The organism is Mycobacterium sp. IDUB_28 (assembly GCF_055419285.1).
The window spans coordinates 39,030-62,502 of sequence record NZ_JBVAXK010000011.1 but is presented as its reverse complement, the minus strand read 5'-3'; the positions used below and the strand labels follow the sequence as shown (position 1 = coordinate 62,502).

Here is a 23,473-nt window from a genome sequence, read left to right as displayed (position 1 = left end):
CGTGCAGGTCTTCGCCGGACAGCAGGTGTCGCACTGGGACTTCCCGCGCAACACCGGCAGCGTCGCGTTGATGACCGAGTTCGGTTGCGCGAACGGGCTCGTCGTCGAGGATGTCCTGCGCGGGTCCGGGCTGACCGAGGCCGACCTGCACGACCCGGGCCGGATGATCGTCGGCCGCCAGGAGCTGGCGGTGGTGACCAATCTGGTGAGCCTGCTGGGCAACCCGGCCGACCTCGGGGTGCGGGTGGGCGGCAGTTACCACGTCGGCTCGTTCGGGATCTTCGGGTTCGCCTGCCTGACCAGCTCGACGCTGGGCGACGCGGTCCGGTTCGCCGCCCGGTTCTACGAGCTCAGCTACGGCTTCGGCCTGCCCAGCGTGACGGTGGAGGGACCAGTTGCCGCGCTGCGGCTCGATCTGCCCGATCTGACCGGTCCCGTCGCCGAGTTCCTGGTGCGCCGCGACCTCGCGGCGATCGGCCGGGTGATGGCCGAGCTGCTGGGCGGTCCGCTGCCGCTGATGTCGATCGAGTTCGCCGGTGCGGCCCCGCCGTCCGGGGACACCGCGGTGCGGGAGGTATTCGGGGTGGTCCCGCGATACCAGGCGCCCGCCAATGTGGCGCGCTGGCCGGCCGCGCTACTGGAAAACCGGTTGCCCCAGGCCAGCGAGATGAGCGTGACCATCTGCGAGCAGCAGTGCACCGCTCTGCTGGAACGCCGACGGCAGCGCACCGGGGTGGCCCGGCTGGTCCGGGACCGGTTGGCATCTCTGGACGACAAGATCGACGGTAAAACCCACACCATCGCCAGCGTCGCCCGGCAGCTCGCCATGAGCGAGCGCACCCTGCGCCGCCGGCTGGCCGAGGAGAACACCACCTTCCGGGACCTGGTTGAGGAAGTGCACCGGGTGCTGGCCGAAGAGCTGCTGGCCACCGGTGCGCTGTCGGTGGACGATGTCGCGCTGCGGCTGGGCTACGCGGAGGCGACGAGTTTCATCGCTGCGTTCAAACGCTGGACCGGCACCACACCTGCGCGCTACCAGCGTTCGGTGGCGCCCCGGGAACGGTTCGTGGCCGGAATTATGGATTCAGCGTCCGCGATCGCCTTCCGGTGACGTGCCATAGCTCGTAGTTTCAAAGCATGCGATTTCGTCCCCGTGTCCTGGTAATCGGCGCCGGCTTCGGAGGCCTGGCCGCCGCATACGAACTGTCCCACGACGGTCTCGCCGACGTCACCGTGCTGGAGAAGGCCGACGACATCGGCGGTGTGTGGCGGGAGAACACCTATCCCGGCGCCGCCTGCGACGTCCCGTCGAATCTGTACTCCTATTCCTTCGCCCGCAAGAACGACTGGGGGCGCCGCTACGCCGAGCAACCCGACATCCTGGGCTACATCCACGACACCGCCGAGCAGTTCGGCCTGCGCGAGCTGGTCCGGACCGGGGTCGAGGTCACCTCCGCCGAATACGACGACGGCACCGCCACTTGGCGGGTGACCACCGCATCCGGCGAAGTCCTGGAAGCCGAGGTGCTGGTACCGGCAGTGGGCCAGCTGTCGCGTCCCTCGCTGCCGAACATCCCGGGACTTGACTCGTTCACCGGGCCGTCGTTCCACTCCGCGCAGTGGCGCCACGACGTCGACCTGACCGGCCGGCGGGTCGCGGTGCTCGGCACCGGGGCGTCGGCCATCCAGTTCGTTCCGCGCATCCGCCAAACTGCCGGACAGGTCACCATCTTCCAACGCTCCGCGCCCTACGTGGTGCCGAAGGTGGACCGGGCCTACACCGACCGGCACCACGCCGCGTTCGAGAAGGTGCCCGGCTGGGCTGCCGCCATGCGTGGCGTGATCTGGGAGACCACCGAACTGCTGGGCCTGGCCCTGACCAGGGCCAAACCCCTGGCCCGGATGCTGCAGGCGCTGGCGTCGGCGAACCTGAAGCGGCACATCAAAGACCCGGAGCTGCGGGCCAAGCTCACCCCCGACTACCCGATCGGGTGCAAGCGGGTGCTGTTCAGCAGCGACTGGTATCCGGCGCTGGCCAGCGACAACGTCGACGTGCAGACCGAAGAGATCACCGAGGTGACGCCGACGGGGGTGCGCACCGCCGACGGCCGGCTGCACGAGGTGGACGTGATCATCTACGGCACCGGCTTCAAGGCCACCGAGTTTCTCGCGCCGATGACGATCACCGGCCGCGGCGGACGGGACCTGAACGCCGAATGGGCCGACGGTGCCCGCGCACACCTCGGCATCGCGGTCACCGGCTTCCCGAACATGTTCCTGATCTACGGCCCCAACACCAATCTCGGCAGCAGCTCGGTCATCCTGATGATGGAGCAGCAGGCCGGCTACATCCGTCAGATCGTGACCGAGCTCGCCCGCCGCGGACCCGGGCGCGCCTTCGAAGTCCGGCCCTCCGTCGAGCGGGCCTACGACGCCGAAGTCCAGGCCCGCCTCGACAAGGGTGTGTGGACCGGTTGCGACTCGTGGTATCGCACCGCGTCCGGCCGGGTAACCACCAACTGGCCCGGGCTGGTGCACGAATATCAGCGTCGCACCCGGACCGCAGCCCTCGGCGATTTCCAGGAGGTGTTGTCGCGTGAGTCAAGCCTCGTTTGACTATGACGTGCTGGTCATCGGATCCGGTTTCGGGGGCAGCGTCACCGCGCTGCGGCTCAGCGAAAAAGGTTACCGGGTAGGCGTTCTCGAGGCCGGACGCCGGTTCCGGGACGAGGACTACGCGGTGAACAGCTGGCACGTCCGCGATTACCTGTTCAAGCCCTCGATCGGGTGTTACGGCATCCAGCGCATCGACGTGCTCACCGACGCGGTGGTGCTCAGCGGCGCCGGGGTCGGCGGCGGCTCGCTGGTATACGCGAACACGCTCTACCAGCCCGGCGACGGGTTCTTCGCCGACCCGCGCTGGAGCGGCATCACCGACTGGAAGGACGAACTGCTGCCCTGGTACGACCAGGCCAAGCGGATGCTGGGCGTCGAGACCTACCCGCGGACCACGCCGTCGGACAAGGTGATGCTGAAGATCGCCACCGATCTCGGCGTCGCCGACACGTTCCACGCCACCCCGGTCGGGGTGTGTTTCACCGGGTCCGACGGCAAGCTGGCCGAGCCGGGCGCCCCGGTGGGCGACCCGTACTTCGGCGGGGCCGGCCCGGACCGCAACGCCTGCCGGCACTGCGGCGAATGCATGACCGGGTGTCGGCACAACGCTAAGAACACGCTGGTCAAGAACTATCTCTACCTGGCCGAGAACCTCGGCGCGACGGTCCACCCGCTGACCACCGTCGTCGACGTGCGGCCCCGCGCCGGCGGCGGGTACGACGTGGTGACCCGCCGCACCGGCGGCACACTGCGGCGCCGACGGCGTGTTTTCACCGCCGAGCAGGTGGTGTTCTCCGCAGCTGCCCTAGGCACCCAGCGGCTGTTACACAAGCTGCGCGACCGCGGCAGCCTGCCGCACATCTCGCCCAAGCTCGGCGAGCTGTCCCGGACCAATTCCGAGGCGATCCTGGCCGTGCGGGCCCGTCGCGACGACGTGGACTATTCCGAGGGTGTCGCGATCACGTCCTCCATCCACCCGGACGACCACACCCACGTCGAGCCCTGCCGTTACGGCCACGACTCGAACCTGATGGGGCTGATGGGCACCGTCCTGGTCGACGGATTGGACGGGGGGAGGCGATGGCGGACCGGGATGAAAGAGCTTGTCCGCCAACGTCGGGACCTGCGCCGGCTGCTCAACCCGAAGCGCTGGTCGGAGCAGACCATTCCGCTGCTGGTCATGCAAACCCACGACAATTCGCTGACCACCTACACCCGCCCCTGGCTGTTCGGGCGCCGGATGAAGTCCCGGCAAGGCGTGGGCGAGCCGAACCCGACCTGGATCCCGGTCGGTCACGAAGTCGCCCGGCGCGCGGCCGAGCACCTCGACGGCATCGCCGGGGGCGCTTGGGCGGACCTGGCGGACATCCCGATGACGGGGCACTTCATCGGCGGCTGCGTGATCGCCGAATCGGCGGACTCTGGCGTGGTGGACCCCTACCACCGCATGCACGGCCACCCCGGGTTGCACGTCATCGACGGGTCCACGATCACCGCCAACCTGGGCGTCAACCCGTCCCTGACCATCACCGCGCTGGCCGAGCGGGCCACCTCGCTGTGGCCGAACAAGGGCGAGTCGGACCCGCGGCCGCCGCTGGGGTCACCTTACGAACGCATCGCCCCGGTGGCGCCGGTCCGGCCGGCCGTCCCGGTGACCGCGCCCGGCGCGCTGCGCTCCGAGCGGGACTACGCTCGCTGACATGCTTGCCGCGTTCGGATTCGAGAACCTGGGTGTGGTCGTCGGGGACATGTACTTCGTCGACCCGAACCCGCGCACCGGCCAGGAGACCCCGGAACGGGGAGTCAGGCTGGAGCTGCGCATCGTCGACCGGGCCGACCCGCACGGATCGATCTACGCCGGCATCCCGATCGCCTTCAACCGCCCGGTGTGGCGGGTGGACCTGTTCGGCTCCACCGAAAGCCCGCCCGGCACGCTGGACCGGGCCCATCACCACCCCCGGTTCGACGGCTGGGAACCCGGCGGTCGGCACTTCGTCCCGGAGCTGTCCGCCGACCCCGTCGCCTGGCTGGCCGAGGAACTGGCCGACCCGCCCGCCGTGCTGGCCCGGGCCGGCATCGGTGCGGACCAGGTCAGCGAGGCCGACGTGGCCGGAATCGCCTCGGCGGCACCGGAAATCGTGGCCGCGGTGCAACGGATGCTCGACGGGGTGCGCGACGTGCATTTGGCGCCGTCGCCCCCCGAGCCGGTACCCGCCGCCCGCACCGGCTGGCTCTGACCGCCTCGAAATGACTCCGGTCATCATCGAATGCGCCATCAACGGCGTCACCCCCAAGTCGGTCAATCCCCAGGTGCCGGTGACGCCTTCGGAGATCGCCGCGGACGCGTTGGCGTGCATCGAAGCGGGCGCGGCGATCATCCACAACCACATCGACCTGCATGGGGTCAGCGTGGCAGAAGCGGCCGAACGCTACCTCGAGGCATGGCGGCCGGTCCTGGCCGCCCGACCCGACGCGTTGCTGTACCCGACGGTGCATTTCGGTGCGGAGCTCTCGATCTCCTACGAACACCTGGTGCCGCTGGCCGCGGCCGGGCTGCGCGTGGGGCTCACCGACCCCGGATCGGTCAATCTCGGCGGCACCGACGCTGACGGGGTGCCGGCCGGAGATTTCGTCTACCGCAACTCATTTGAGACGATCGAGCGTGCTTTCCAGATCTGCCGCGAGGCCCGGCTCGGGCCCAGTCTGGCCATCTACGAACCCGGGTTCCTGCGGGCCGCGCTCGCGTGGTGGCGGGCGGGTCGGCTGCCGCAGGGCACCATGATCAAGCTCTACTTCGCCACCGAATCCGGTTACCTGGGCGCCCCTTTCGGGTTGCCGCCCACCGAGCGCGCACTCGACGCCTACCTGGAACTGCTCGACGGGTGCGACATTCCGTGGGCTGTTTCGGTGGTCGGCGGGGACTTGTGCGCTTGTCCGATCGCTGAGCTGGCGCTCGCACGCGGCGGCCACCTGCACCTGGGACTGGAGTTCTACCGCGGCGACCGGTCGCCGTCCAATGTCGAATTGGTGGCGGAAGCCGTTCGCCTGTGCGAACGTTCGGGCCGCTCGGTCGCAACGCCAGCGCAAGCGGCACGAATTCTGGCGCTACGGTAGGTGTCCGTGGCTGTATATGACTACATCGTCGTGGGAGCGGGATCAGCCGGATGTGCGGTGGCCGGAAGGCTTGCTGCGGAGTCGACGTCCCGGGTGCTGCTGGTCGAGGCCGGCGGTTCGGACCGACGACTGGAGGTGCGCGCGCCGCTGGCGAACGTCCGGCTATTCGGCACCGCGCTGGACTGGTGCTACGAATCCGAGCCGGAGGCCGCCTGCGGCGATCGCCGGATGCCGTTGCACGCCGGTCGGGTGCTCGGTGGAACCAGCGCGATGAACATGATGGTGTGGGTCAAGGGCAGCCATCTCGACTACGACGACTGGCAACTGCCCGGCTGGTCGTGGACGGACGTGGCGCCGGTGTTCGCCCGAATTGAGCAGGGCCCGATGCGGATTGCGCGAAACCCCTGCCCCGACGAACTGTCGAGGCGGTTCGTCGCTGCGGCACGGGCGGCGGGCGTCTGCGCAGACGACGACGTCAGCGGACCCGAACTCGACGGAGCGGCGATCGCCCCGGTCAACATCCACCGAGGCCGGCGCTGGAGCACGCCGCGCGGCTATCTGCGCCGGCGGCCCAATCTGACCGTCCTGACCCGGGCCGAAGTCGGCAGGGTGATCATCCGTAAGGGCCGCGCCGTCGGCATCGAATACCGCCGTCAGGGACGGGGGAGTCGGGTCCAGCAGGCCTTCGCCGGCCACGTCGTCGTGAGCGCGGGCGCCTACCGCACGCCACACTTGCTGCAGCTGTCCGGTATCGGTCCCGCCGACCATTTGCGAAGCGTTGGAATCAATCCGGTCACCGACAGTCCCCTGGTCGGTCAGGGCCTCACCGACCACCCGCACGCCTGGGCGATCTGGTCCCTCGCGCCGGGCTACGTCGGCCTATCGGACGCGTCGCACCCGAAATGGTTGCTGCAGTGGGTATTCAGCCGCAGCGGCAAGCTCGCGAACAGCGGCGTCGAGGCGGTCGCCCACATCCGGTCGACACCAGAGCTGCCGGCCTGCGACTTTCAGTTAATGACCATCCTCGCCGACACCACGGCCGATCCGGCAGCGGACACGCTGAAACCCGCTCTGTCGATTGGACATTCGTATTGGACGCCGAAGAGTCGTGGCGAGGTGTTGACACGCTCATCGGATCCCGCGACGCCACCGGTGATCCGGATGAATCTGCTCTCCGAGCGCGAGGATGTCGAAGCGCTGATCCGCGCTGTGCGGCGCACCCGCGAAATCATGGCCACCGAACCGATCGCGTCCGCCCTCGGACCGGAGCTGCTGCCGGGTCCCGGTACGGACCTCGAGTCGTGCATCAGGCAGACCGCGATCACCACCTACCATCCGGCCTGCACTGTTGCGATGGGCACGCACCCCGAGAGTCCCCTCGACGAGCATCTGCGGGTGCGCGGCGTCGACAATCTGCGGGTCGCCGATGCATCGGCGCTACCCCGGATTCCGCGCGCGAATACCAATGCTGCCGCCATCATGATCGGCGAACGCTGCGCGGACTTCCTGCTCGCCTGATCAGACGCGTCGGATCCGTCCGAGTGGTGCGCTGATTGCGGGGTTCCATTCGTTCGCGCGAGCGACCCCACAAGTACGGTTTTCGCGGCGTTTTACCGTACTTGTGGGGCCGCTCGGCAAGGGAAACTCACCGCGCGACGTCTCACCCCTCCCTCAGGGTGGCCAGCAACCGCCGGGCCGCACCGACACGGCGCACCGCGGTGCCGGTGAGCAGGTCCAGCGCGCATTCCGGATCGGCCGGCGGACCCATGTGTCCGCAGCCGCGCGGGCAGTCCTCGATGGCCTCAGCGAGATCGTTGAACGACTTCAGCACGTCGTCGGGTTTGATGTGGGCCAGGCCGAACGATCGGATGCCGGGGGTGTCGATCACCCACCCCCCGTTTTGCAGCGGCAGTGCGACCGACTGGGTCGAGGTGTGCCGGCCCCGCCCAATGTCGGTGACGTTGCCCACCGCCCGATCCGCCTCGGGCACAAGGCGATTCACCAGTGTCGACTTGCCGACTCCGGAGTGCCCGAGCAGCACTGTGATCGTGTCGTCGAGCAGGTCTGCCACCGCGAGCAGAGGGTCGTCGACGCCGGCGACGACCACGGTGAGGTCCAGGTCGACGTATTGTGCGGCGAACGGTTCGGGTGGGGCGAGGTCGGTCTTGGTCAGGCACAGGATCGGCGTCAGCCCGCCGGTGTAGGCGGCGATCAGTGCGCGATCGACCAGGCCGGTGCGGGGTGGCGGGTCGGCGAGTGCCACCACCATGAGCAGTTGGTCGGCGTTGGCCACGATCACGCGTTCGGTGGGGTCATCATCATCGGCGGTGCGCCGCAACACCGTTCGCCGCGGACCCCGCCGCACGATGCGGGCCAGGGTGTCGGTGCGCCCGGACAGGTCGCCGACGATGTCGACGTCGTCACCGACCACGATCGGGGTGCGGCCCAGTTCGCGCGCCCGCATCGCCGTGACCCTGCGATCGGGTTGCCCGCCCAGCACGCACCCCCAGCGGCCGCGGTCGACGCTGACCACCATGGCGGCCTCGGCGTCGGCGTGCTGCGGACGGGTCTTGGTCCGGGGCCGCGATCCCTTGCCGGACCGGACCTTGACGTCGGACTCGTCGTAGTCGCCAGTTCTCAAGCGCTGCTTACCATTTCGGTCCACAGTTGGGGAAACTCCGGCAGCGTCTTGGTGGTGGCGCCGATGTCGTCGACCGTCACGCCGGGGACCCGCAACCCGACGATCGCGCCGGCCATTGCCATCCGGTGATCGGCGTAGGCGTGCCAGAGCCCGGGTTGCAACGGACCGGCGGTGATCACCAGGCCGTCGTCGGTCTCCCGGCAATCACCACCCAGGCGGTTGATCTCGGTGCTCAGGGCGGCCAGCCGGTCGGTCTCGTGCCCGCGCAGATGCGCGATCCCGCTCAGATGCGACACCGATCCCGGCGCCGCCAGCGCCGCCAGCGCCGCCACCGAAGGCGCCAGTTCGCCGACGTCGCGCAGGTCGATGTCGAACCCGTCGTACCCGGGGGAACCCTGCACCTCCAGAGCCGAATCACCCTGCTCGACAACCGCATTCAGCTTGGCCAACACGTCCAGGATGTGCTCGGCGGGTTGCACGCTGGTTGCCGGCCAGCCGGTGATGCGCACGGAACCTCCGGTGACCACGGCGGCGGCCAGGAACGCGACCGCGTTGGTCAGGTCCGGCTCGACCTGCCAGTGCCGGGCCTGCACCGTGCCCGGATGCACGTGCCAACGATTGCCCACCGAGTCGTCGACGTCGACGCCGGCCTGGCGCAGCATCGCCACCGTCATCGCGATGTGCGGCGCCGAGGGCAGCGACTCACCCGTGTGCTGCACGGTCAGGCCGTCGGTGAACGACGCCCCGGACAGCAACAGGCCCGAGACGAACTGCGAGGACGCCGAGGCGTCAATGGCCACCGTCCCGCCGGCCACCGAACCACTGCCCTGCACGCGGAACGGCAACCCGGTCCCGTCGACCGGCACGCCGAGACCCCGCAGCGCATCCAGCAGGGGCGCGATGGGTCGGGAACGAGCCTGCTCGTCGCCGTCGAACGTGACCGGGGTGGCGCTGAGTGCGGCCAGCGGGGGGACGAAGCGCAGCACGGTGCCGGCCAGCCCGCAGTCGATGCGGGCATCGGGGCCGGGTTCGATGCGGCCGTCCACCGTCAGGTCGGTGCTGGTGCCGTCGACGCGCAGGCCCAGGGCTCGCAGCGCCCCGATCATCAGGTCGGTGTCACGGCTGCGCAAGGCTCCGGCAATGGTCGACGTGCCGGCGCCGAGCGCCGCCAGAATCAAGGTGCGATTCGTTTGCGACTTCGAGCCTGGGACGGTCACGGTCGCGTGCACCGGGGCCGGTGCGGACGGGGCCTGCCATGCGCTCACCGCTCCATCATCTCGTGTCGGTGGCTTCTGCCAACATGGAGATATGTGTGGACGTTTTGCAGTCACCACCGATCCGGCACTGCTGGCCGAGAAAATCAAGGTGATCGACGAAGCGACCGGTACCTCCGAGCGCAGTTCGGAGCCCAATTACAACGTGGCACCCACCACTGCCATCGCGACCGTGGTGACCCGGCACGACGAGCCGGACGACGAGGCCACCCGCCGGGTGCGGTTGATGCGCTGGGGCCTGCTGCCGCCCTGGGTGAAAGCCGGCCCGGACGGTGCGCCGGACACCAAAGGCCCCCTGCTGATCAATGCCCGCGCCGATAAGGTCGCCACGTCGCCGGCCTTCCGCGGCTCGGCAAAGAGCAAACGCTGCCTGGTCCCGATGGACGGTTGGTATGAATGGCAGCCCAATCCGGAGACCGGCAAGTCGCCCAAGACACCGTTTTTCATGCACCGCAACGACGGTGAGCCGTTGTTCATGGCTGGGCTGTGGTCGGTGTGGAAGCCAGACAAGCAGGCGGATCCGCTGCTGAGCTGCACGATCATCACCACCGACGCGGTCGGTGAACTGGCTGAGATCCACGACCGGATGCCGCTGATCCTGGCCGAGGACGGGTGGGATGCCTGGCTGGATCCGGACGCACCGCTGGACCCCGAACTGCTGGCCCGTCCGCCGGACATCGGCGGCATTGCGGTGCGCCAGGTGTCGACGCTGGTCAACAGCGTCCGCAACAACGGGCCGGAGCTGTTGCAGCCGGCCGAGTCGCAGCCTGGGCAGATGACTTTGCTGTAGGCGCGTCCTCGTGACCATGCGGCGCCTCCTGGCGGGCTCAGGATTGCCGATCAACGCAGCACCGTGCCACCGTCGATGTTGATCACCTGCCCATTGATCCACTCGCCTTCCGCGGATAACAGAAAGGCGACCAAGGCCGCGATGTCATCGGGAGCGCCGACGCGGTGTCCTCGAATCCGTTGGAGTGCACCGGCTTGCAGTTGTGACCACTGCGGGGCGGCACGGATCGCGTCGGTGGCGGTGAAGCCCGGTGCGACGGCGTTGCAGCGGATCCCCTCCTTGCCCCACCGGGCAGCGACGTGTCTGGTCAGTGCGCCGATGCCGGCTTTGGCGGTGGCATAGGCCGGACGCGCGGGCTCGCCCTGGAAGGCCGCCGCCGACGACATGTTCACGATCGCCCCGCCGCCCCGGTCCAGCATGTGCGGGATGGCGTACTTCATGGCAGCGACGTACCCACGCAGGTTGACCGCCATGACGCGATCCCACACGTCGAACTCGATGTCGACGACGTCGGTGTCGGCGCGCAAGGTCGACATGTCCGCACCCACGTTGAACAACAGGTCGACACCACCGAAAGTCGTTGTTGCGCAGTCCATCAGCGCGGCCACGGAGTCCGTGTCGGACAAGTCGAAGACAACATGCGACGCCGTACCGCCTGCCGCGACGATGCGCTCGGCGGTCTGCCGGGCGGCACCGGCGGCGACGTCACCCACCACCACCGGGCATCCTTCGTCGCCCAGCCGTGCCGCCGTCGCCGCCCCGATGCCCGTGGCGCCGCCCACCACGACAGCGACCCGGTCGGCCAGGCCGCGCAGTCCCATGGTTACCCCTCTCGGGTCTTGACTTTCACCTTCAGGACTGTAAAGGATCGCACCTCATGGCTGAGATCGATCGAGCGCGGCCCGGGTTCGGCGACTGGAGGACGACCGAGTGAATTCAGTCAAGTTCGACTTCACCGGGGCCCACGTCCTGGTCACCGGCGGCACCAGCGGGATCGGCAACGGTATCGCCGCGGCCTTTGCCCAGGCCGGCGCCTCCGTCACAGTCACCGGAACGCGCACTGCACCAACCGAATACGACGCCGACCTCAGCTCCTTCGCCTACCGGCAGTGCCGCATTCAGGAGGCCGACTCCGTCGACGCACTGGTGAACTCACTGGGCGAATTGGACATCCTGGTCAACAACGCTGGCGGCCCCTACCCGGCGGGTGACGAATACGATCCCGACGGCTACATCGCATCGGTGGCGCAGAACATGTTCGGTCCCATGCGGCTCACCATGCGTTGTCACGAAAAGCTTAAGTCCAGCAATGTGTCCGGCGGTGCCAGTGTGGTGAACATCGTATCGATGTCCGCCTTCCGTTCAGCGGTGTTCGTTCCCGGTTACGCCTCAGCGAAGATGGGCCTGCTTGCTTTGACGATGAATCTGTCCCGCCGCTGGGCCGACGACGGCATTCGCGTCAACGCGGTCGCGCCCGGGCTGATCGATACCCGGATCACGCAGCCGGCGATACAGATCCCGCAAATCCGGGACGTCGAGATCGGCTTTCACACCCCGCTCGGCCGGCCGGGGACCCCCCGGGACTGCGCAGGTGCAGCGCTGTTCCTGTGCACCGATGCCGCTTCGTACATCACCGGCAGCACCATCGCCGTCGACGGCGGATACCTGACAGTGTGAACGGCATCATTTGCTCAGATCGCCAGATCCCAGGTGATCGCGTCGGTCAATCGGAGCAGATCTGCCGGCGCGACCACCACATCCCAGCCCCGTCGGCCCGCGCTGCACAACACCCGGTCCCACTCCACAACTGAACTGTCCACTGCGGTCCGCAGCCGCCTACGCTGACCGAACGGCGAAATCCCGCCGACGACATAGCCACTCGAGCGCTCGGCCGCAGCGGGTTCGGCCATCTTGGCCTTGGCCACCCCGAAAGCGGCCGCAGCAGCCTTCAAAGACAACTTCGCCGGCACCGGCACCACCGCGACCGCCAGCTCAGCGGGCAGCGCGATGATCAGCGTCTTGAACACCTGCGCCGGCGCGATCCCGGTGCCCCGCGACAGGTCGGCAACCATCTCGAACTGCCGAACCTCATGCCGCACACCGGCTTTGACCAACGCCGCAATCGCAGGCGTGGCGGCGCTCAGCTGCCTGAGTACCCCGGCGGGTTGACCCCGTCCACCCAGAAGTCCACACCCAACTGCGAACCCGGTACGCAGTCGTAGACCGACAGGTCGCTGACGCCGGACTCGACCAGCACGTCCTCACACAGCAGCATGTTGCCGGTGTACTCCCGCGACGGCTTGTTCAGGATCACGTATGCGGCATCGGAGTACACCTCGGGCTTGCGGGACCGGGCCATCGCCTCGTCGCCGCCGAGCAGGTTCTGCACCGCGGCGGTGGCCACCATCGTGCGGGGCCACAGCGTGTTCGACGCGATGCCCTCCTCCCGCATCTCCTCGGCAATGCCCAACGCGCACAACGTCATACCGAACTTGGCCATCATGTATGCGGTCGGCTTCAGCCATTCCTTGCCCAGCAGCACCGGCGGCGACAACGTCAGCACATGCGGATTCTCACGGCCCTTCATGTGCGCCAGACACGCCTGCGAGACAGCGTAGGTGCCGCGCACCTGGATGCCGTTCATCAGGTCGAAGCGCTTCATCGGCACCTCGGTGATGGATCCGAGGTTGATGGCCGAGGCGTTGTTGACGCAGATGTCGATGCCGCCGAACTGCTCGACCGCCTTGGCCACCGCGGACTCGACGGACTCCGGGTCGCGCACGTCGCCGACGATCGGCAGCGCCTGGCCGCCGGCCTCCTCGAGTTCCTTGGCGGCGGTGTAGACGGTGCCCGGCAGCTTCGGGTGCGGGTCGGCGGTCTTGGCGATCAGCGCGATATTGGCGCCGTCCTGCGCGGCGCGCTTGGCGATCGCCAGGCCGATACCGCGGCTGGCGCCGGAAATGAACATGGTCTTCCCATTCAGCGACATGGCGTCACACTAACCTCCGCTTCGACCGGCCATTTCTCCGGTGCGTCGCTCCCGTGATGCGCGCAGCGTCACCGCGGTCCGTACCGTTCGCTGATCTCCGCGTCCAGGCGGCGTTCGTGCGTCGGCAACCCGTCGGGCACGTTGGCGCCGCGCAGGACGACGAGTTCCGCGGCGAACGGGTCCAGTTCGTTGATTTCCCGCACCGCGAGCACCGCTGCTTCGGCCTGCATCGATCGCAGCATCCGGCAGCTCCTGCTGGACATCGGCGATCACCGGATCCCGCTGCGCAACGTCGACCCACCCCCGTGCATCCACCTCCAACGCCAGGAAGCGGGCCGTTTGTTCGACCGCCTCGGCCCTTGACCATCCGCTTCGACGAGAAAAGTGGTGCTCAACGTGCCGGGAGCACCTTGCGGGCGCAGGGCGGCTGGAGTGAAGCCCTCCCAGAACTCGCGGCTGACGCTGAGCGCCCATGGCCCGCGGACCTGCCGGGAGACGGTGTGCGTGCCAACTGGCACCACTCGAGTCTTGCAGGATGGCCGGACAACTGCCGACCGGAAATACCTCGACCGATAATGCCGTTGACTGAAGCGACGTTCACATCGGCGTCAGTGAAATCCGTGCCGAGCGGTCCGAGGCAGACACTGTCGGTGGCGGCCTTTAGATTGGGAGAAAGGAACCTGGTGTCAACTGCGACGAGCCTGTTGTGCGACGCGCGGTTGGATCGCTTCCTTGCGAGTCCGGCGGCGCTGGCCGCGTTGCCCGGTCACACCGCAACCGAAGGGACCGTGGTAATCAACATGGCCGACACCGATGGCGAGACCGGACCCTCGGTCGCCGAAAACGGGCCGCCCGCGCGCCAGGAGACCGACGCCGAACTGACGGCACGCTTCGAGCGTGACGCGATTCCGCTGCTCGACCAGCTCTACGGCGGTGCGCTGCGGATGACCCGCAACCCCGCCGACGCCGAAGACCTGCTGCAGGAGACGATGGTCAAGGCCTACGCCGGGTTCCGCTCGTTCCGGGAGGGCACCAACCTCAAGGCGTGGCTGTACCGCATTCTGACCAACACTTACATCAACAGCTACCGCAAGAAGCAGCGGCAGCCGGCGGAGTACCCGACCGACGAGATCACCGACTGGCAGCTGGCCGCCAACGCCGAGCATTCCTCCACCGGGCTGCGCTCTGCCGAGGTCGAGGCACTCGAAGCACTACCGGACACCGAGATCAAGGCGGCCCTGCAGGCCTTGCCGGAAGAGTTCCGGATGGCCGTCTACTACGCCGACGTCGAAGGTTTCCCTTATAAAGAGATCGCCGAGATCATGGGCACCCCGATCGGTACCGTGATGTCTCGGCTGCACCGCGGTCGACGTCAGCTCCGCGAACTGCTGGCCGACGTCGCCAAGGACCGCGGCTTCGTCCGTGGGCAGGCGCACGAGGAGGTGTCGTCATGAGTGACCAACCCGGCGCCGCCGGTTCGTGCTCGAGTAGCCACGACTCCGACCGTCATCTGGGCTGCGCACAGGTCATCGCCCAGATCTGGACCCTGCTCGACGGCGAATGCCAGCCGGACGAGAAGGCGATTCTGCAACGGCACCTCGATGCCTGCCCCGGCTGCCTGCAGCACTACGGCATCGAAGAGCGGATCAAAGAACTGATCGCGATGAAATGCAGCGGTGAGAAGGCTCCGGACGGCCTACGGGAGCGGCTGCGGATCCAGATCAGCCGGACCACGATCGTCCAGGGCGAGTTCTGATCCTCAGGCGTTGGGCCGCTTGCCGTGGTTGGCCTTGCTGTACTTGCGGTCGCGCTTCTTCCGGCCTCGCTTGGCCATGTCTGAACCTCGTTTCGTGAAGCTTCTGGGCAGCTGCTGGGCGGCCAGCGGCCGCTCGATTACCGTCCAGTGTCTCATGCGGACACCGATGCGCTGTCCACCGCCCGCGCGCCGCGGTCGCCAACGGCCTTATGGTTCGATATACAAAGCCGAGAGCAGCATGCGCAGTTGGCCGAGACGAGTGGGGTGATGATGTCCGAGGAGGTTCGCGCCGAGATCGTGGCCAGCGTGCTCGAAGTCGTGGTCAACGAAGGCGACCAAATCGGCCAGGGCGACATCGTGGTGCTGCTGGAGTCCATGAAGATGGAGATCCCGGTCCTGGCCGAAGTCGGTGGAACCGTCAGTCAGGTGAGCGTGTCGGTCGGTGACGTGATCCAGGCCGGCGACCTGATCGCTGTCATCAGCTGACCGAAGCCCATGTCCACTCTCGGTGATCTGCTCGCCGAACACACGGTGCTGCCCGGCAACGCCGTCGATCACCTGCACGCGGTCGTAGGGGAGTGGCAGCTACTGGCCGACCTGTCGTTCGCCGACTACCTGATGTGGGTGCGTCGCGACGACGAGGTGCTGGTCTGCGTCGCGCAGTGCCGGCCCAATACCGCGCCGACGGTCCTGCAGACCGACGCGGTGGGCAGCGTCGTGCCCGCCGACCAATTGCCGCTGGTCTCCCAGACCTTCGCGGCCGGCGTCGGCGTGCAGGAGAGCGACGTGGGTGAACCACACTCGTGGCCGCTGCCGGGCCCGCACGTCGTCGCGTCGCCGGTGCGGTTTCGCGACAACGTGGTGGCCGTGCTGACTCAGCACCAAACCGACACCGCAGCCGAGCGGATGTCCGGCCACTTGGAAACGGCCTACCGGGCCTGCGCTGATGACCTGCTGCACATGATCGCCGACGGCACCTTCCCCGACGTCGGCGACGTCGCCATGTCGCGGTCCACGCCCCGCGCCGGGGACGGCTTCATCCGCCTCGACGTCGACGGCATCGTTGCGTACGCCAGTCCCAACGCGCTGTCGGCCTACCACCGGATGGGCCTGACCAGCGAGTTGGAGGGCCACAACCTGATCAAGATCACCCGGCCGCTGATTTCGGATCCGTTCGAGGCGCAGGAGGTGGCCGAGCACATCCTCAACCTGCTGGCCGGCGGATCCAGCATGCGCATGGAGGTCGACGCGGGCGGCGCCACCGTCCTGCTGCGCACGCTGCCGCTGGTGGTGCACGGGGAGAACGCCGGGGCGGCGATCCTCATCCGCGACGTCACCGAGGTCAAGCGCCGGGACCGCGCGCTGATCTCCAAGGACGCCACCATCCGTGAGATTCACCACCGGGTGAAGAACAACCTGCAGACGGTGGCGGCGCTGCTGCGGCTACAGGCCCGCCGCACCGTCAACGCCGAGGGTCGCGAAGCCCTGATCGAATCGGTGCGCCGGGTGTCGTCGATCGCGCTGGTGCACGACGCGCTGTCGATGTCGGTGGACGAGCAGGTCAACCTCGACGAGGTGATCGACCGGATCCTGCCGATCATGAACGACGTGGCCTCCGTGGACCGCCCGATCCGGATCAACCGGGTCGGCGACCTGGGAGTCCTGGACTCCGACCGGGCGACAGCGCTGATCATGGTGATCACCGAACTGGTGCAGAACGCGATCGAGCACGCGTTCGATCCGACGGCCGCGGTCGGGTCGGTGACGATCCGGGCCGAACGCTCGGCCCGCTGGCTGGACGTCGTGGTCCACGACGACGGACGCGGCCTGCCCGACGGGTTCAGTCTGGAGAAGTCCGACAGCCTGGGGCTGCAGATCGTCCGGACGCTGGTCTCCGCGGAATTGGACGGCTCCCTGGACATGCGGGAAAGCGCCGAGCGCGGCACCGACGTGGTGCTGCGGGTGCCGATCGGTCGACGGGGCCGGTTGCTGCTGTGACTGTGGTCGCACGCAGCAATGCGGCCCCGGAAATCTCCGGGGCCGCATTAGCTGTGAAGTCTGGGTTCAGACTCCGCTTCGGGCTTTCGTCCGGGCGTTGCGGCGCTTGAGTGCGCGCCGCTCGTCTTCGCTCATTCCGCCCCACACGCCCGAGTCCTGACCGGTGTTCAGAGCCCATCCGAGACATTCCGTGGTCACCGGACACCGATTACAGACCAGTTTCGCGTCAGCGATCTGCGCGAGTGCCGGGCCGCTGTTCCCAACCGGGAAGAACAGCTCCGGATCTTCGTCGCGACACACCGCCCTATGGCGCCAATCCATTAGTCTCTACTCCTCACTATGTGCGCAGCACTGCACACGGGCATTTTCTTCTTGGCTGTTAAAGCGTGCGCAAGAAAGGGATTTTCCGTACCTCTGCATATCTCTGTGCATGCAACCTTTTGATCGTTTCACAGGCTCAACAGATGTCAATAGTGTTACGCGGGCTCGTGGGCTATCTCACTTCACCGATCTCTTACCCATACCCTTAACCAGTTGTACTACACTACTCGGCGAATTTCGCCCCACATTTTCGTCGCGAGCTCGTCACAGCTTGATCTGCGCAGGTCACGGACCTGAATTCGGCGGCGGAGCAACCACCGCCAAGGCGCTCGGAACGACCCGGCACGTGATGGAATCGCGCAGACCGAGGTACTCACCGTCGCACTGGAAGGCGGCGGGCGTGGCCATCTTGGTGACGGTCACGTAACTCACATCGTCGTCGCGGATGAGTTGCTTGCCCCGCGGATCGGGACGCTTGGCGAGCAGTTGGCGCAACACCTTGATGGTCGGAATCAGCTTCATGCTGGTGAGCGCGAAGATGCCCAGGCCGGAGTCGAAGCTGCAACCCGGGTTGGTCACCATCGGCCGGTCGTCGCTGTAGGTCCATACGTTGGTGTTGCACACCCAGACGAAGTGCACGCCGGAGACGGGCTCCTTGTCGGGCAATTCCAGGATCAGGTTGGGGTCACGCCGGCTGAACCGCACCGAGACGGGCACCGCGATCCGCCAGTAGTTCATCGGCGTGACCTTGACGCCCCGCTCGCGCGCCGCTTCGACCGCCTCCAGCACCTCCGCGTCGACGCCCATCCCGGCGTTGACCAGAGCCCACATCTCGCCGCAGTCGATCAGGGAGATGCGCCGCCACTGGCGGTGCTGTTCGTACGCGTCGAGCAGGTCGATGAGCTGGTTGGTCGCCTCGGTGGGGTCGCGGTGCATGCCCAGCGCCCGGGCCAGCACGTTGGCTGAGCCGCCGGGCACGATCGCCACCGCCGGCACCGGCCCGGCCGGAGTGGAACCGGGACGGCCGAGCATGCCGTTGACCACCGCGCTCACCGTCCCATCACCGCCGTGCACGACGACCAGGTCGTACCCCTGCGCCGCTGCGGTGTGCCCGAGTTCCTCCGCGTGACCGGGGTGTTCGGTGTTGGCGATGGTGAGCTGTACGCGACTTTCCAGTGCGTGCGTCACCAGCGCCCGGGCGGCCGGAGTGATGCTGGTGGCGATCGGGTTGGCGATCAACATGGCACGCATGAGCCATGAGCTTAAGCGGTATGCGGTGCGGATCACGCTCTACGCTGGCTCTGTGCGCATCCCCGTCCCGCCCACCGTCCGTCGCGCCGGCTTCGTCGTGGCGGCCCAGGGCGCGGCAGCGCTGGTGGTGGCGGTGATCCTGGTGGTCCGTGGTCTGGCCGGGGCCGATCAGCACGTCGTCAACGGGCTGGGCACCGCGGCGTGGTTCGCCGTGGTGGGTGCCGCGGTGCTGGCCGGGGGCCGGGCCCTGGTGACCGGCAAGCGGTGGGGCCGTGGGCTGGCCGTGTTCACCCAGCTGTTGCTGCTGCCGGTGGCCTGGTATCTGGCGGTGGGATCCCACCGGCCGGTGTACGGCATCCCGTTGGGGCTGGTGGCACTGGGCACCCTGGGGTTGCTGTTCAGCCCGCCGGCGGTGCGCTGGGCCGCCGGCGACGATCAGCGGGGTCCGGCCAGCGCGGCCAACTCCGGACCGGACAACCGGTAGGTCGTCCACTCGCGCTGCGGCGCCGCCCCGATCCCGTCGTACAGGGCGATCGCGTCCGCGTTCCAGTTGAGCACCGCCCACGCCAGTCGTGTGTAGCCGTGGGTGCGGCATTCGGCGGCCAGGGTCCTCAGCAGGTCGCGGGCCAGACCGCGGCGCCGGAACGCCGGCCGCACGTAGAGGTCTTCCAGGTAGATGCCCGCCGCGCCGTCCCAGGTGGAGAAGTTGAGGAACCACAACGCCATCGCGGCGAGTTGTCCGTCGACATCGACGACGTGCGCGTGCACCGTCGGCGTGTCATCGAAAAGTGCTGCGGTTATTTGCTTTTCGGTGACGGTGCAGTGCTGGGCGGCATGTTCGAAGGCAGCGAGTTCGTGGATCATGGCGGTGATGTCGGCGACATCGCCCGGTGCGGCGCGACGGATGGTCACTGCGCGACTCCCAACGCATTGAGGATGGTGGCGAATTTCGTGGTGGTTTCCAGGACTTCGTCGTCGGGGTCGGACTCGGCCACGATGCCGCCGCCGGCGTGGGCGAGCGCGGTACGCCGGTCGGCCGAAAGTTGTGCGCACCGAATCGACACCACCCAGTCACCGTCCCCGCGGGCATCGCACCAGCCCACCGCGCCGGCGTAGAAGCCGCGGTCGCCTTCCAGCGCGGCGATCAGCTGGGCGGCCGCGTCGGCCGGCACCCCCCCGACCGCCGGGGTGGGATGCAACGCCAACGCCAAATCGATTGCAGTGGTTGAGGTATCGCGAAGCCGGCCGGTCACCGGGGTGCACAGGTGCCAGACCGCCGCGGTACGACTCAGCTGCGGCTCTGCGGCGATGGTCAGGTCGGTGCACAGCGGCTCCAGCGCCGCCCGCATCACGTCGATGACCAACCGGTGCTCGTGCCGGTCCTTGGCCGATCCGGCCAGCGCGGCGGCGTTGGCGGCATCGGTGTCCGGGTCGGGGGAGCGCGGTGCCGAGCCGGCGAAGGGCCGGCACACCACCCGCTCGCCGGAGCGCGCGACCAGCAGTTCCGGGCTGGCGCCCACCAGCGCGGACCCGACGTAGTCGCCGCCGGCTGCGCTCAGGTCGACCAGAAAACTGTAGGCGTCGGCGTCGGCGGCGACCAGCCTGCGCAGCACCGCGCGGGGGTCGAGCGGCGCGTCGGCGGACAACTGCAACGCCCGGGCCAGCACCACCTTGTGCAGCGGGTTGTCGTCGGCGGCCAGCTGCTCGCGGGCGCGGCTGATCCGGGAGCGGTGCTCGGCGGGGGGCGGCACGGCCGAGTCGATGCGAACCGTCGGCAGCGGACCCGTCGGCCAGTCGGGAAGCGCGCCGACGTGTTCCGGGACCACCAGCGCGGCCGGTCGGGTCACGTCGAATGGCAACGCGCCCAACACTATTGGTGCGGCACCGCAACGCAGGGCCGCTTGGGCCGCCCGCAGATCGTCGTAACGTGCCCGTACGCCGTCGGCAACCAGGGTCCCCCGCGGTCCGATCAGCGCGAAAGGCGGTTCCGGGTTCACGTCAGCGCATTCGGTCGGGGATGACAGCTCAACCCGAGCTGACTGAGCTGCCGGATGCCGTGCTCGAACCCGCACACGGCGATCGTCGCGGTGGGCATGCCGAAGCGGCTGCCTTCGCGCACCGGCAGTTGTACCCACCGGGTGATCACCGCGCGGGAGAAGTGGCCGTGGCTGACCAGCAATACGTCCCGGTTCTGCATGTTCTCCAGCGCCAGAGCAACGGCCCGGTCGGCCCGTTCGCTGACCTGCGCGACGCTTTCCCCGCCGGGGCATCCGTGCGTCCACACCAGCCAGTCGGGGTCCGATTCGTGGATCTGCGGGGTGGTCAGACCCTCGTACTCGCCGTAGTCCCATTCGGCGAGCAGCGGGGTGACCTGATCGATGATGAGGCCGGCCAGGTCGGCGGTGGCCAGCGCGCGGCGCCGCGGGCTGCAGATCACGAACGGGTCCGTCAGGCCGAGGTCGCCGAGTACCACCCCGGCGAACTCCGCCTGCTCCCGGCCGGCGTCGGTCAGCTCGATATCCGTGCGCCCGGTGTGCTGGCCGGATTTCGACCATTCGGTCTCGCCGTGGCGCAACAACAACAGCCGGTGGTTCTGCACGCCCATGCCAGCGATTGTGCCCGAGACACGCCGGGACCCCGCCGGGCCCGCCACCCGAACCAGACGATCTGATACATGCCAGTATGGGCACCATGAGCGACATGCGCGTGCTGGCGGTGGCCAATCAAAAGGGCGGGGTGGCCAAAACAACGACGGTCGCGTCGCTCGGTGCGGCGATGGTGGACAAAGGAAAGCGGGTATTGCTCGTCGACCTCGACCCACAGGGGTGTCTGACCTTCTCGCTGGGCCAGGACCCCGACAAGTTGCCCGTGTCGGTGCACGAGGTGTTGCTCGGCGAGGTGGAGCCCGACGCGGCGCTGGTGGCGACTTCGGAGGGCATGACGCTGCTCCCGGCCAACATCGACCTGGCGGGTGCCGAGGCGATGCTGCTGATGCGGGCCGGCCGCGAATACGCACTCAAGCGGGCGCTGACCAAACTCGCCGACGCGTTCGACGTGGTGATCATCGACTGCCCGCCGTCGCTCGGTGTGCTCACCCTCAACGGGCTCACCGCCGCCGACGAGGTGATGGTGCCGCTGCAGTGCGAGACCCTGGCGCACCGCGGCGTCGGCCAGTTCCTGCGCACCGTCGCCGACGTCCAGCAGATCACCAACCCGAATCTGCGGCTGGTCGGCGCCCTGCCGACGCTGTACGACTCGCGGACCACCCATACCCGGGACGTGCTGCTCGACGTGGCCGACCGCTACGAGTTGCCGGTGCTGGCACCGCCGATCCCGCGCACGGTGCGCTTCGCCGAAGCCAGTGCGTCGGGCTGCTCGGTGCTGGCCGGGCGCAAGAACAAAGGGGCGATGGCCTACCGCGAGCTGGCCGAGGCGCTGCTCAAGCACTGGAAGACCGGTAAGCCGCTGCCCACCTTCAGCGTGGAGTATTAGCCCAGCGCGACCACGGTGTCACCGCGCTGCTCGATCACCCGCGAACCGGACACCACCGGGATCACCGCGGCACTGCTGGGCGATCGCTGCACGTCGATATAGCGACTGGGCTGCCCGCTGACCGGGTCGTAGACGCCGATCGCACCGGTGATCGGCACCAGCAGCCGGCCCGCCATCATCACCCCGGGCCCCACCGGAACCGCCGAATCTCCTGCGGCGATGGTGTAGCGCAGGGTCAGGTCGCCGGCTTCGAACACCAGCAGCGCATCTCCGGTCCACCAGGTGACCAGGCTGCCGGTCGTGGACACCACCGACGACGCCGACGGCGGACCGTCCAGCGGCAGGCTTACCACCCTGGCGCCCGTCTCATCGACCACGTCGACGTGCGGCTGCGGGGTCGGCAGGTACACCGCGGTGCGGTTCTGCGAGACCACCAGCACCCGCGCCCCGGTGCCCGGCCGCACGCCGGCTTCCTGCACCACCTGCTGCTGGGGTTCGTCGTCGTCCTTGCCGGGACGCAGCAGCAGCAGGCGCAGGTCGGCCTGGTCGGCGCACGATTCGAGGACCGACACCGCCGATGAACTCGCCGCGGCGGATTCCAGCGTGCAGCCCGAGTGCAAACCCCGCGCCGACGGTTTGACCCGGGCGTCGGTCTCGCCGTACGCCAGCATCCGGACCATGTCCGAGCGCCACATCTCCAGCCGGGTGCTGCCCGCCGACAGGATGGCGGTGCCGTCGGAGGACAGCCGCACCTGCGGATCGGCATAGCTGCTGCGGGCAGGTCCGCGGCGGCCGGTCGATCCGTCGATGGTGCTGACCTGACCGCAGCCGCGGTCGTCCCGGTAGACCGCGACGGCGTAGCGATAGATCCAGGTCACCCCGCACAGGTCGGTATCGCGCGAGTAGCTCCACAGTGGCTGACCGGTGGTCAGGTCGCGCCCTTCCACCAGGCGTCCAGCGGCGGTGGTCACCGTTCCACCCACCACCACCGGAACCCGGGTCGCCGCACTGGGTGCGCTCCAGAGCTCATGCAGCGTGGTAGGAACCTCACGGACGGGCGTGGGCGCGGTTGCGGGGGTGGCCGCCGGCCGGCTGACGGTGGCCCGCGCGTCGCTGGTCCACCAGATCAGCCCCGCCGCGACCGCGACGACGATCGCAATGGTCGCGGCAGCCACGATGTCGGCCTTGGTTCGGCGCTCAGGTCGGACCATGCGCTGAGTATGGCTGTGCT

The 23,473-nt window shown here is 68.3% G+C and carries 27 protein-coding genes; 14 read left to right on the top strand and 13 right to left on the bottom strand.

What is annotated here, in order from left to right:
- The first annotated feature begins 1 nt into the window (after position 1).
- The 6 genes from ACZYZ9_RS21300 to ACZYZ9_RS21275 are packed head-to-tail and all read left to right on the top strand — an operon-like array spanning position 2 to position 7,248.
- The gene (locus tag ACZYZ9_RS21300) at positions 2 to 1,111 is read left to right on the top strand and encodes an AraC family transcriptional regulator (RefSeq protein ID WP_463828257.1); all 1,110 of its coding nucleotides are present in this window, start codon (positions 2 to 4) and stop codon (positions 1,109 to 1,111) included.
- 26 nt (positions 1,112 to 1,137) lie between these two features.
- Positions 1,138 to 2,616: a flavin-containing monooxygenase gene (locus ACZYZ9_RS21295; RefSeq protein ID WP_463828256.1), complete on the top strand. Its 1,479-nt coding sequence runs from the start codon at positions 1,138 to 1,140 to the stop codon at positions 2,614 to 2,616.
- Positions 2,597 to 4,315 carry a GMC oxidoreductase gene (locus tag ACZYZ9_RS21290; RefSeq protein WP_463828255.1) on the top strand — a complete coding sequence of 573 codons (1,719 nt, stop codon included), beginning with the start codon at positions 2,597 to 2,599 and terminating at the stop codon, positions 4,313 to 4,315. Before ACZYZ9_RS21295 ends, ACZYZ9_RS21290 begins: the two co-directional genes overlap by 20 nt.
- A 1-nt stretch (position 4,316) precedes the next feature.
- Positions 4,317 to 4,853 carry a hypothetical protein gene (locus ACZYZ9_RS21285; protein ID WP_463828254.1) on the top strand — a complete coding sequence of 179 codons (537 nt, stop codon included), beginning with the start codon at positions 4,317 to 4,319 and terminating at the stop codon, positions 4,851 to 4,853.
- A gap of 10 nt (positions 4,854 to 4,863) precedes the next feature.
- Positions 4,864 to 5,730, top strand: a complete 867-nt coding sequence (locus ACZYZ9_RS21280) for a beta-keto acid cleavage family enzyme (protein ID WP_463828253.1) — start codon at positions 4,864 to 4,866, stop codon at positions 5,728 to 5,730.
- 6 nt (positions 5,731 to 5,736) lie between these two features.
- Positions 5,737 to 7,248, top strand: a complete 1,512-nt coding sequence (locus ACZYZ9_RS21275) for a GMC family oxidoreductase (RefSeq protein ID WP_463828252.1) — start codon at positions 5,737 to 5,739, stop codon at positions 7,246 to 7,248.
- Positions 7,249 to 7,390: 142 nt separating this feature from the next.
- Here ACZYZ9_RS21275 and rsgA read toward each other — a convergent pair whose 3' ends face one another.
- Together rsgA and aroA are read right to left on the bottom strand one after the other, a co-directional pair.
- Entirely contained in the window at positions 7,391 to 8,371 is a 981-nt protein-coding gene (rsgA, locus tag ACZYZ9_RS21270) for a ribosome small subunit-dependent GTPase A (RefSeq protein WP_463828251.1), read from the bottom strand.
- On the bottom strand, positions 8,368 to 9,636 hold the full coding sequence (aroA, locus tag ACZYZ9_RS21265; protein ID WP_463828250.1) for a 3-phosphoshikimate 1-carboxyvinyltransferase: 1,269 nt from the start codon (positions 9,634 to 9,636) through the stop codon (positions 8,368 to 8,370). The genes rsgA and aroA overlap by 4 nt, the downstream gene beginning before the upstream one ends.
- A 43-nt stretch (positions 9,637 to 9,679) precedes the next feature.
- Between aroA and ACZYZ9_RS21260 the strand changes: the two genes are divergently transcribed.
- Positions 9,680 to 10,435, top strand: a complete 756-nt coding sequence (locus ACZYZ9_RS21260; RefSeq protein WP_463828249.1) for an SOS response-associated peptidase — start codon at positions 9,680 to 9,682, stop codon at positions 10,433 to 10,435.
- Positions 10,436 to 10,485: 50 nt separating this feature from the next.
- Here ACZYZ9_RS21260 and ACZYZ9_RS21255 read toward each other — a convergent pair whose 3' ends face one another.
- Positions 10,486 to 11,256, bottom strand: coding sequence for an SDR family NAD(P)-dependent oxidoreductase (locus tag ACZYZ9_RS21255; protein ID WP_463828248.1), 771 nt, complete (start codon positions 11,254 to 11,256; stop codon positions 10,486 to 10,488).
- 109 nt (positions 11,257 to 11,365) lie between these two features.
- Between ACZYZ9_RS21255 and ACZYZ9_RS21250 the strand changes: the two genes are divergently transcribed.
- A complete protein-coding gene (locus ACZYZ9_RS21250) occupies positions 11,366 to 12,112 on the top strand; it encodes an SDR family NAD(P)-dependent oxidoreductase (protein ID WP_463828247.1) in 747 nt (248 codons plus the stop codon).
- Between the two features lie 14 nt (positions 12,113 to 12,126).
- On the opposite strand, the gene ACZYZ9_RS21245 is transcribed toward ACZYZ9_RS21250, so the two are convergent.
- The 3 genes from ACZYZ9_RS21245 to ACZYZ9_RS21235 all read right to left on the bottom strand — a co-directional run bounded on the left by ACZYZ9_RS21245 (position 12,127) and on the right by ACZYZ9_RS21235 (position 13,666).
- Complete coding sequence (locus ACZYZ9_RS21245) at positions 12,127 to 12,549, bottom strand: YbaK/EbsC family protein (RefSeq protein ID WP_463828246.1); 423 nt, start codon at positions 12,547 to 12,549, stop codon at positions 12,127 to 12,129.
- Between the two features lie 26 nt (positions 12,550 to 12,575).
- A complete protein-coding gene (locus ACZYZ9_RS21240) occupies positions 12,576 to 13,424 on the bottom strand; it encodes an SDR family oxidoreductase (RefSeq protein ID WP_463828245.1) in 849 nt (282 codons plus the stop codon).
- A 68-nt stretch (positions 13,425 to 13,492) separates the two neighbouring features.
- Complete coding sequence (locus ACZYZ9_RS21235; RefSeq protein ID WP_463828244.1) at positions 13,493 to 13,666, bottom strand: hypothetical protein; 174 nt, start codon at positions 13,664 to 13,666, stop codon at positions 13,493 to 13,495.
- 558 nt (positions 13,667 to 14,224) lie between these two features.
- Here ACZYZ9_RS21235 and ACZYZ9_RS21230 point away from each other — a divergent pair.
- Together ACZYZ9_RS21230 and rsrA are read left to right on the top strand one after the other, a co-directional pair.
- The gene (locus ACZYZ9_RS21230) at positions 14,225 to 14,878 is read left to right on the top strand and encodes a sigma-70 family RNA polymerase sigma factor (protein ID WP_463828351.1); all 654 of its coding nucleotides are present in this window, start codon (positions 14,225 to 14,227) and stop codon (positions 14,876 to 14,878) included.
- A complete protein-coding gene (gene rsrA / locus ACZYZ9_RS21225; RefSeq protein WP_463828243.1) occupies positions 14,875 to 15,180 on the top strand; it encodes a mycothiol system anti-sigma-R factor in 306 nt (101 codons plus the stop codon). The genes ACZYZ9_RS21230 and rsrA overlap by 4 nt, the downstream gene beginning before the upstream one ends.
- 3 nt (positions 15,181 to 15,183) lie before the next feature.
- Here the strand turns inward: rsrA and ACZYZ9_RS21220 are convergent, their stop codons facing one another.
- Entirely contained in the window at positions 15,184 to 15,258 is a 75-nt protein-coding gene (locus tag ACZYZ9_RS21220; protein ID WP_089025046.1) for a 50S ribosomal protein bL37, read from the bottom strand.
- Positions 15,259 to 15,450: 192 nt separating this feature from the next.
- Here ACZYZ9_RS21220 and ACZYZ9_RS21215 point away from each other — a divergent pair, with 192 nt between their 5' ends.
- Positions 15,451 to 15,666, top strand: coding sequence for a biotin/lipoyl-binding carrier protein (locus ACZYZ9_RS21215; protein WP_463828350.1), 216 nt, complete (start codon positions 15,451 to 15,453; stop codon positions 15,664 to 15,666).
- Between the two features lie 9 nt (positions 15,667 to 15,675).
- Positions 15,676 to 17,178, top strand: coding sequence for a sensor histidine kinase (locus ACZYZ9_RS21210; protein ID WP_463828242.1), 1,503 nt, complete (start codon positions 15,676 to 15,678; stop codon positions 17,176 to 17,178).
- A 66-nt stretch (positions 17,179 to 17,244) separates the two neighbouring features.
- Here ACZYZ9_RS21210 and whiB1 read toward each other — a convergent pair whose 3' ends face one another.
- Complete coding sequence (gene whiB1 / locus ACZYZ9_RS21205; RefSeq protein WP_036353357.1) at positions 17,245 to 17,499, bottom strand: transcriptional regulator WhiB1; 255 nt, start codon at positions 17,497 to 17,499, stop codon at positions 17,245 to 17,247.
- A 285-nt stretch (positions 17,500 to 17,784) separates the two neighbouring features.
- Complete coding sequence (locus ACZYZ9_RS21200) at positions 17,785 to 18,750, bottom strand: diacylglycerol/lipid kinase family protein (protein WP_463828241.1); 966 nt, start codon at positions 18,748 to 18,750, stop codon at positions 17,785 to 17,787.
- Between ACZYZ9_RS21200 and ACZYZ9_RS21195 the strand changes: the two genes are divergently transcribed.
- The gene (locus ACZYZ9_RS21195) at positions 18,749 to 19,234 is read left to right on the top strand and encodes a hypothetical protein (RefSeq protein WP_463828240.1); all 486 of its coding nucleotides are present in this window, start codon (positions 18,749 to 18,751) and stop codon (positions 19,232 to 19,234) included. The genes ACZYZ9_RS21200 and ACZYZ9_RS21195 overlap by 2 nt on opposite strands.
- Here ACZYZ9_RS21195 and ACZYZ9_RS21190 read toward each other — a convergent pair.
- The 3 genes from ACZYZ9_RS21190 to ACZYZ9_RS21180 are packed head-to-tail and all read right to left on the bottom strand — an operon-like array spanning position 19,186 to position 21,355.
- Complete coding sequence (locus ACZYZ9_RS21190; RefSeq protein WP_463828349.1) at positions 19,186 to 19,614, bottom strand: N-acetyltransferase family protein; 429 nt, start codon at positions 19,612 to 19,614, stop codon at positions 19,186 to 19,188. The two genes, ACZYZ9_RS21195 and ACZYZ9_RS21190, sit on opposite strands and share 49 nt — an antisense overlap.
- A gap of 44 nt (positions 19,615 to 19,658) precedes the next feature.
- Entirely contained in the window at positions 19,659 to 20,774 is a 1,116-nt protein-coding gene (locus ACZYZ9_RS21185) for an isochorismate synthase (RefSeq protein WP_463828348.1), read from the bottom strand.
- Positions 20,744 to 21,355 carry an acid phosphatase gene (locus ACZYZ9_RS21180; protein WP_463828239.1) on the bottom strand — a complete coding sequence of 204 codons (612 nt, stop codon included), beginning with the start codon at positions 21,353 to 21,355 and terminating at the stop codon, positions 20,744 to 20,746. The genes ACZYZ9_RS21185 and ACZYZ9_RS21180 overlap by 31 nt, the downstream gene beginning before the upstream one ends.
- A gap of 86 nt (positions 21,356 to 21,441) precedes the next feature.
- On the opposite strand from ACZYZ9_RS21180, the gene ACZYZ9_RS21175 reads away from it, so the two are divergent.
- Complete coding sequence (locus ACZYZ9_RS21175; protein WP_463828238.1) at positions 21,442 to 22,242, top strand: ParA family protein; 801 nt, start codon at positions 21,442 to 21,444, stop codon at positions 22,240 to 22,242.
- Here the strand turns inward: ACZYZ9_RS21175 and ACZYZ9_RS21170 are convergent.
- A complete protein-coding gene (locus ACZYZ9_RS21170; RefSeq protein ID WP_463828237.1) occupies positions 22,239 to 23,453 on the bottom strand; it encodes an Rv3212 family protein in 1,215 nt (404 codons plus the stop codon). The genes ACZYZ9_RS21175 and ACZYZ9_RS21170 overlap by 4 nt on opposite strands.
- Positions 23,454 to 23,473 lie beyond the last annotated feature (20 nt).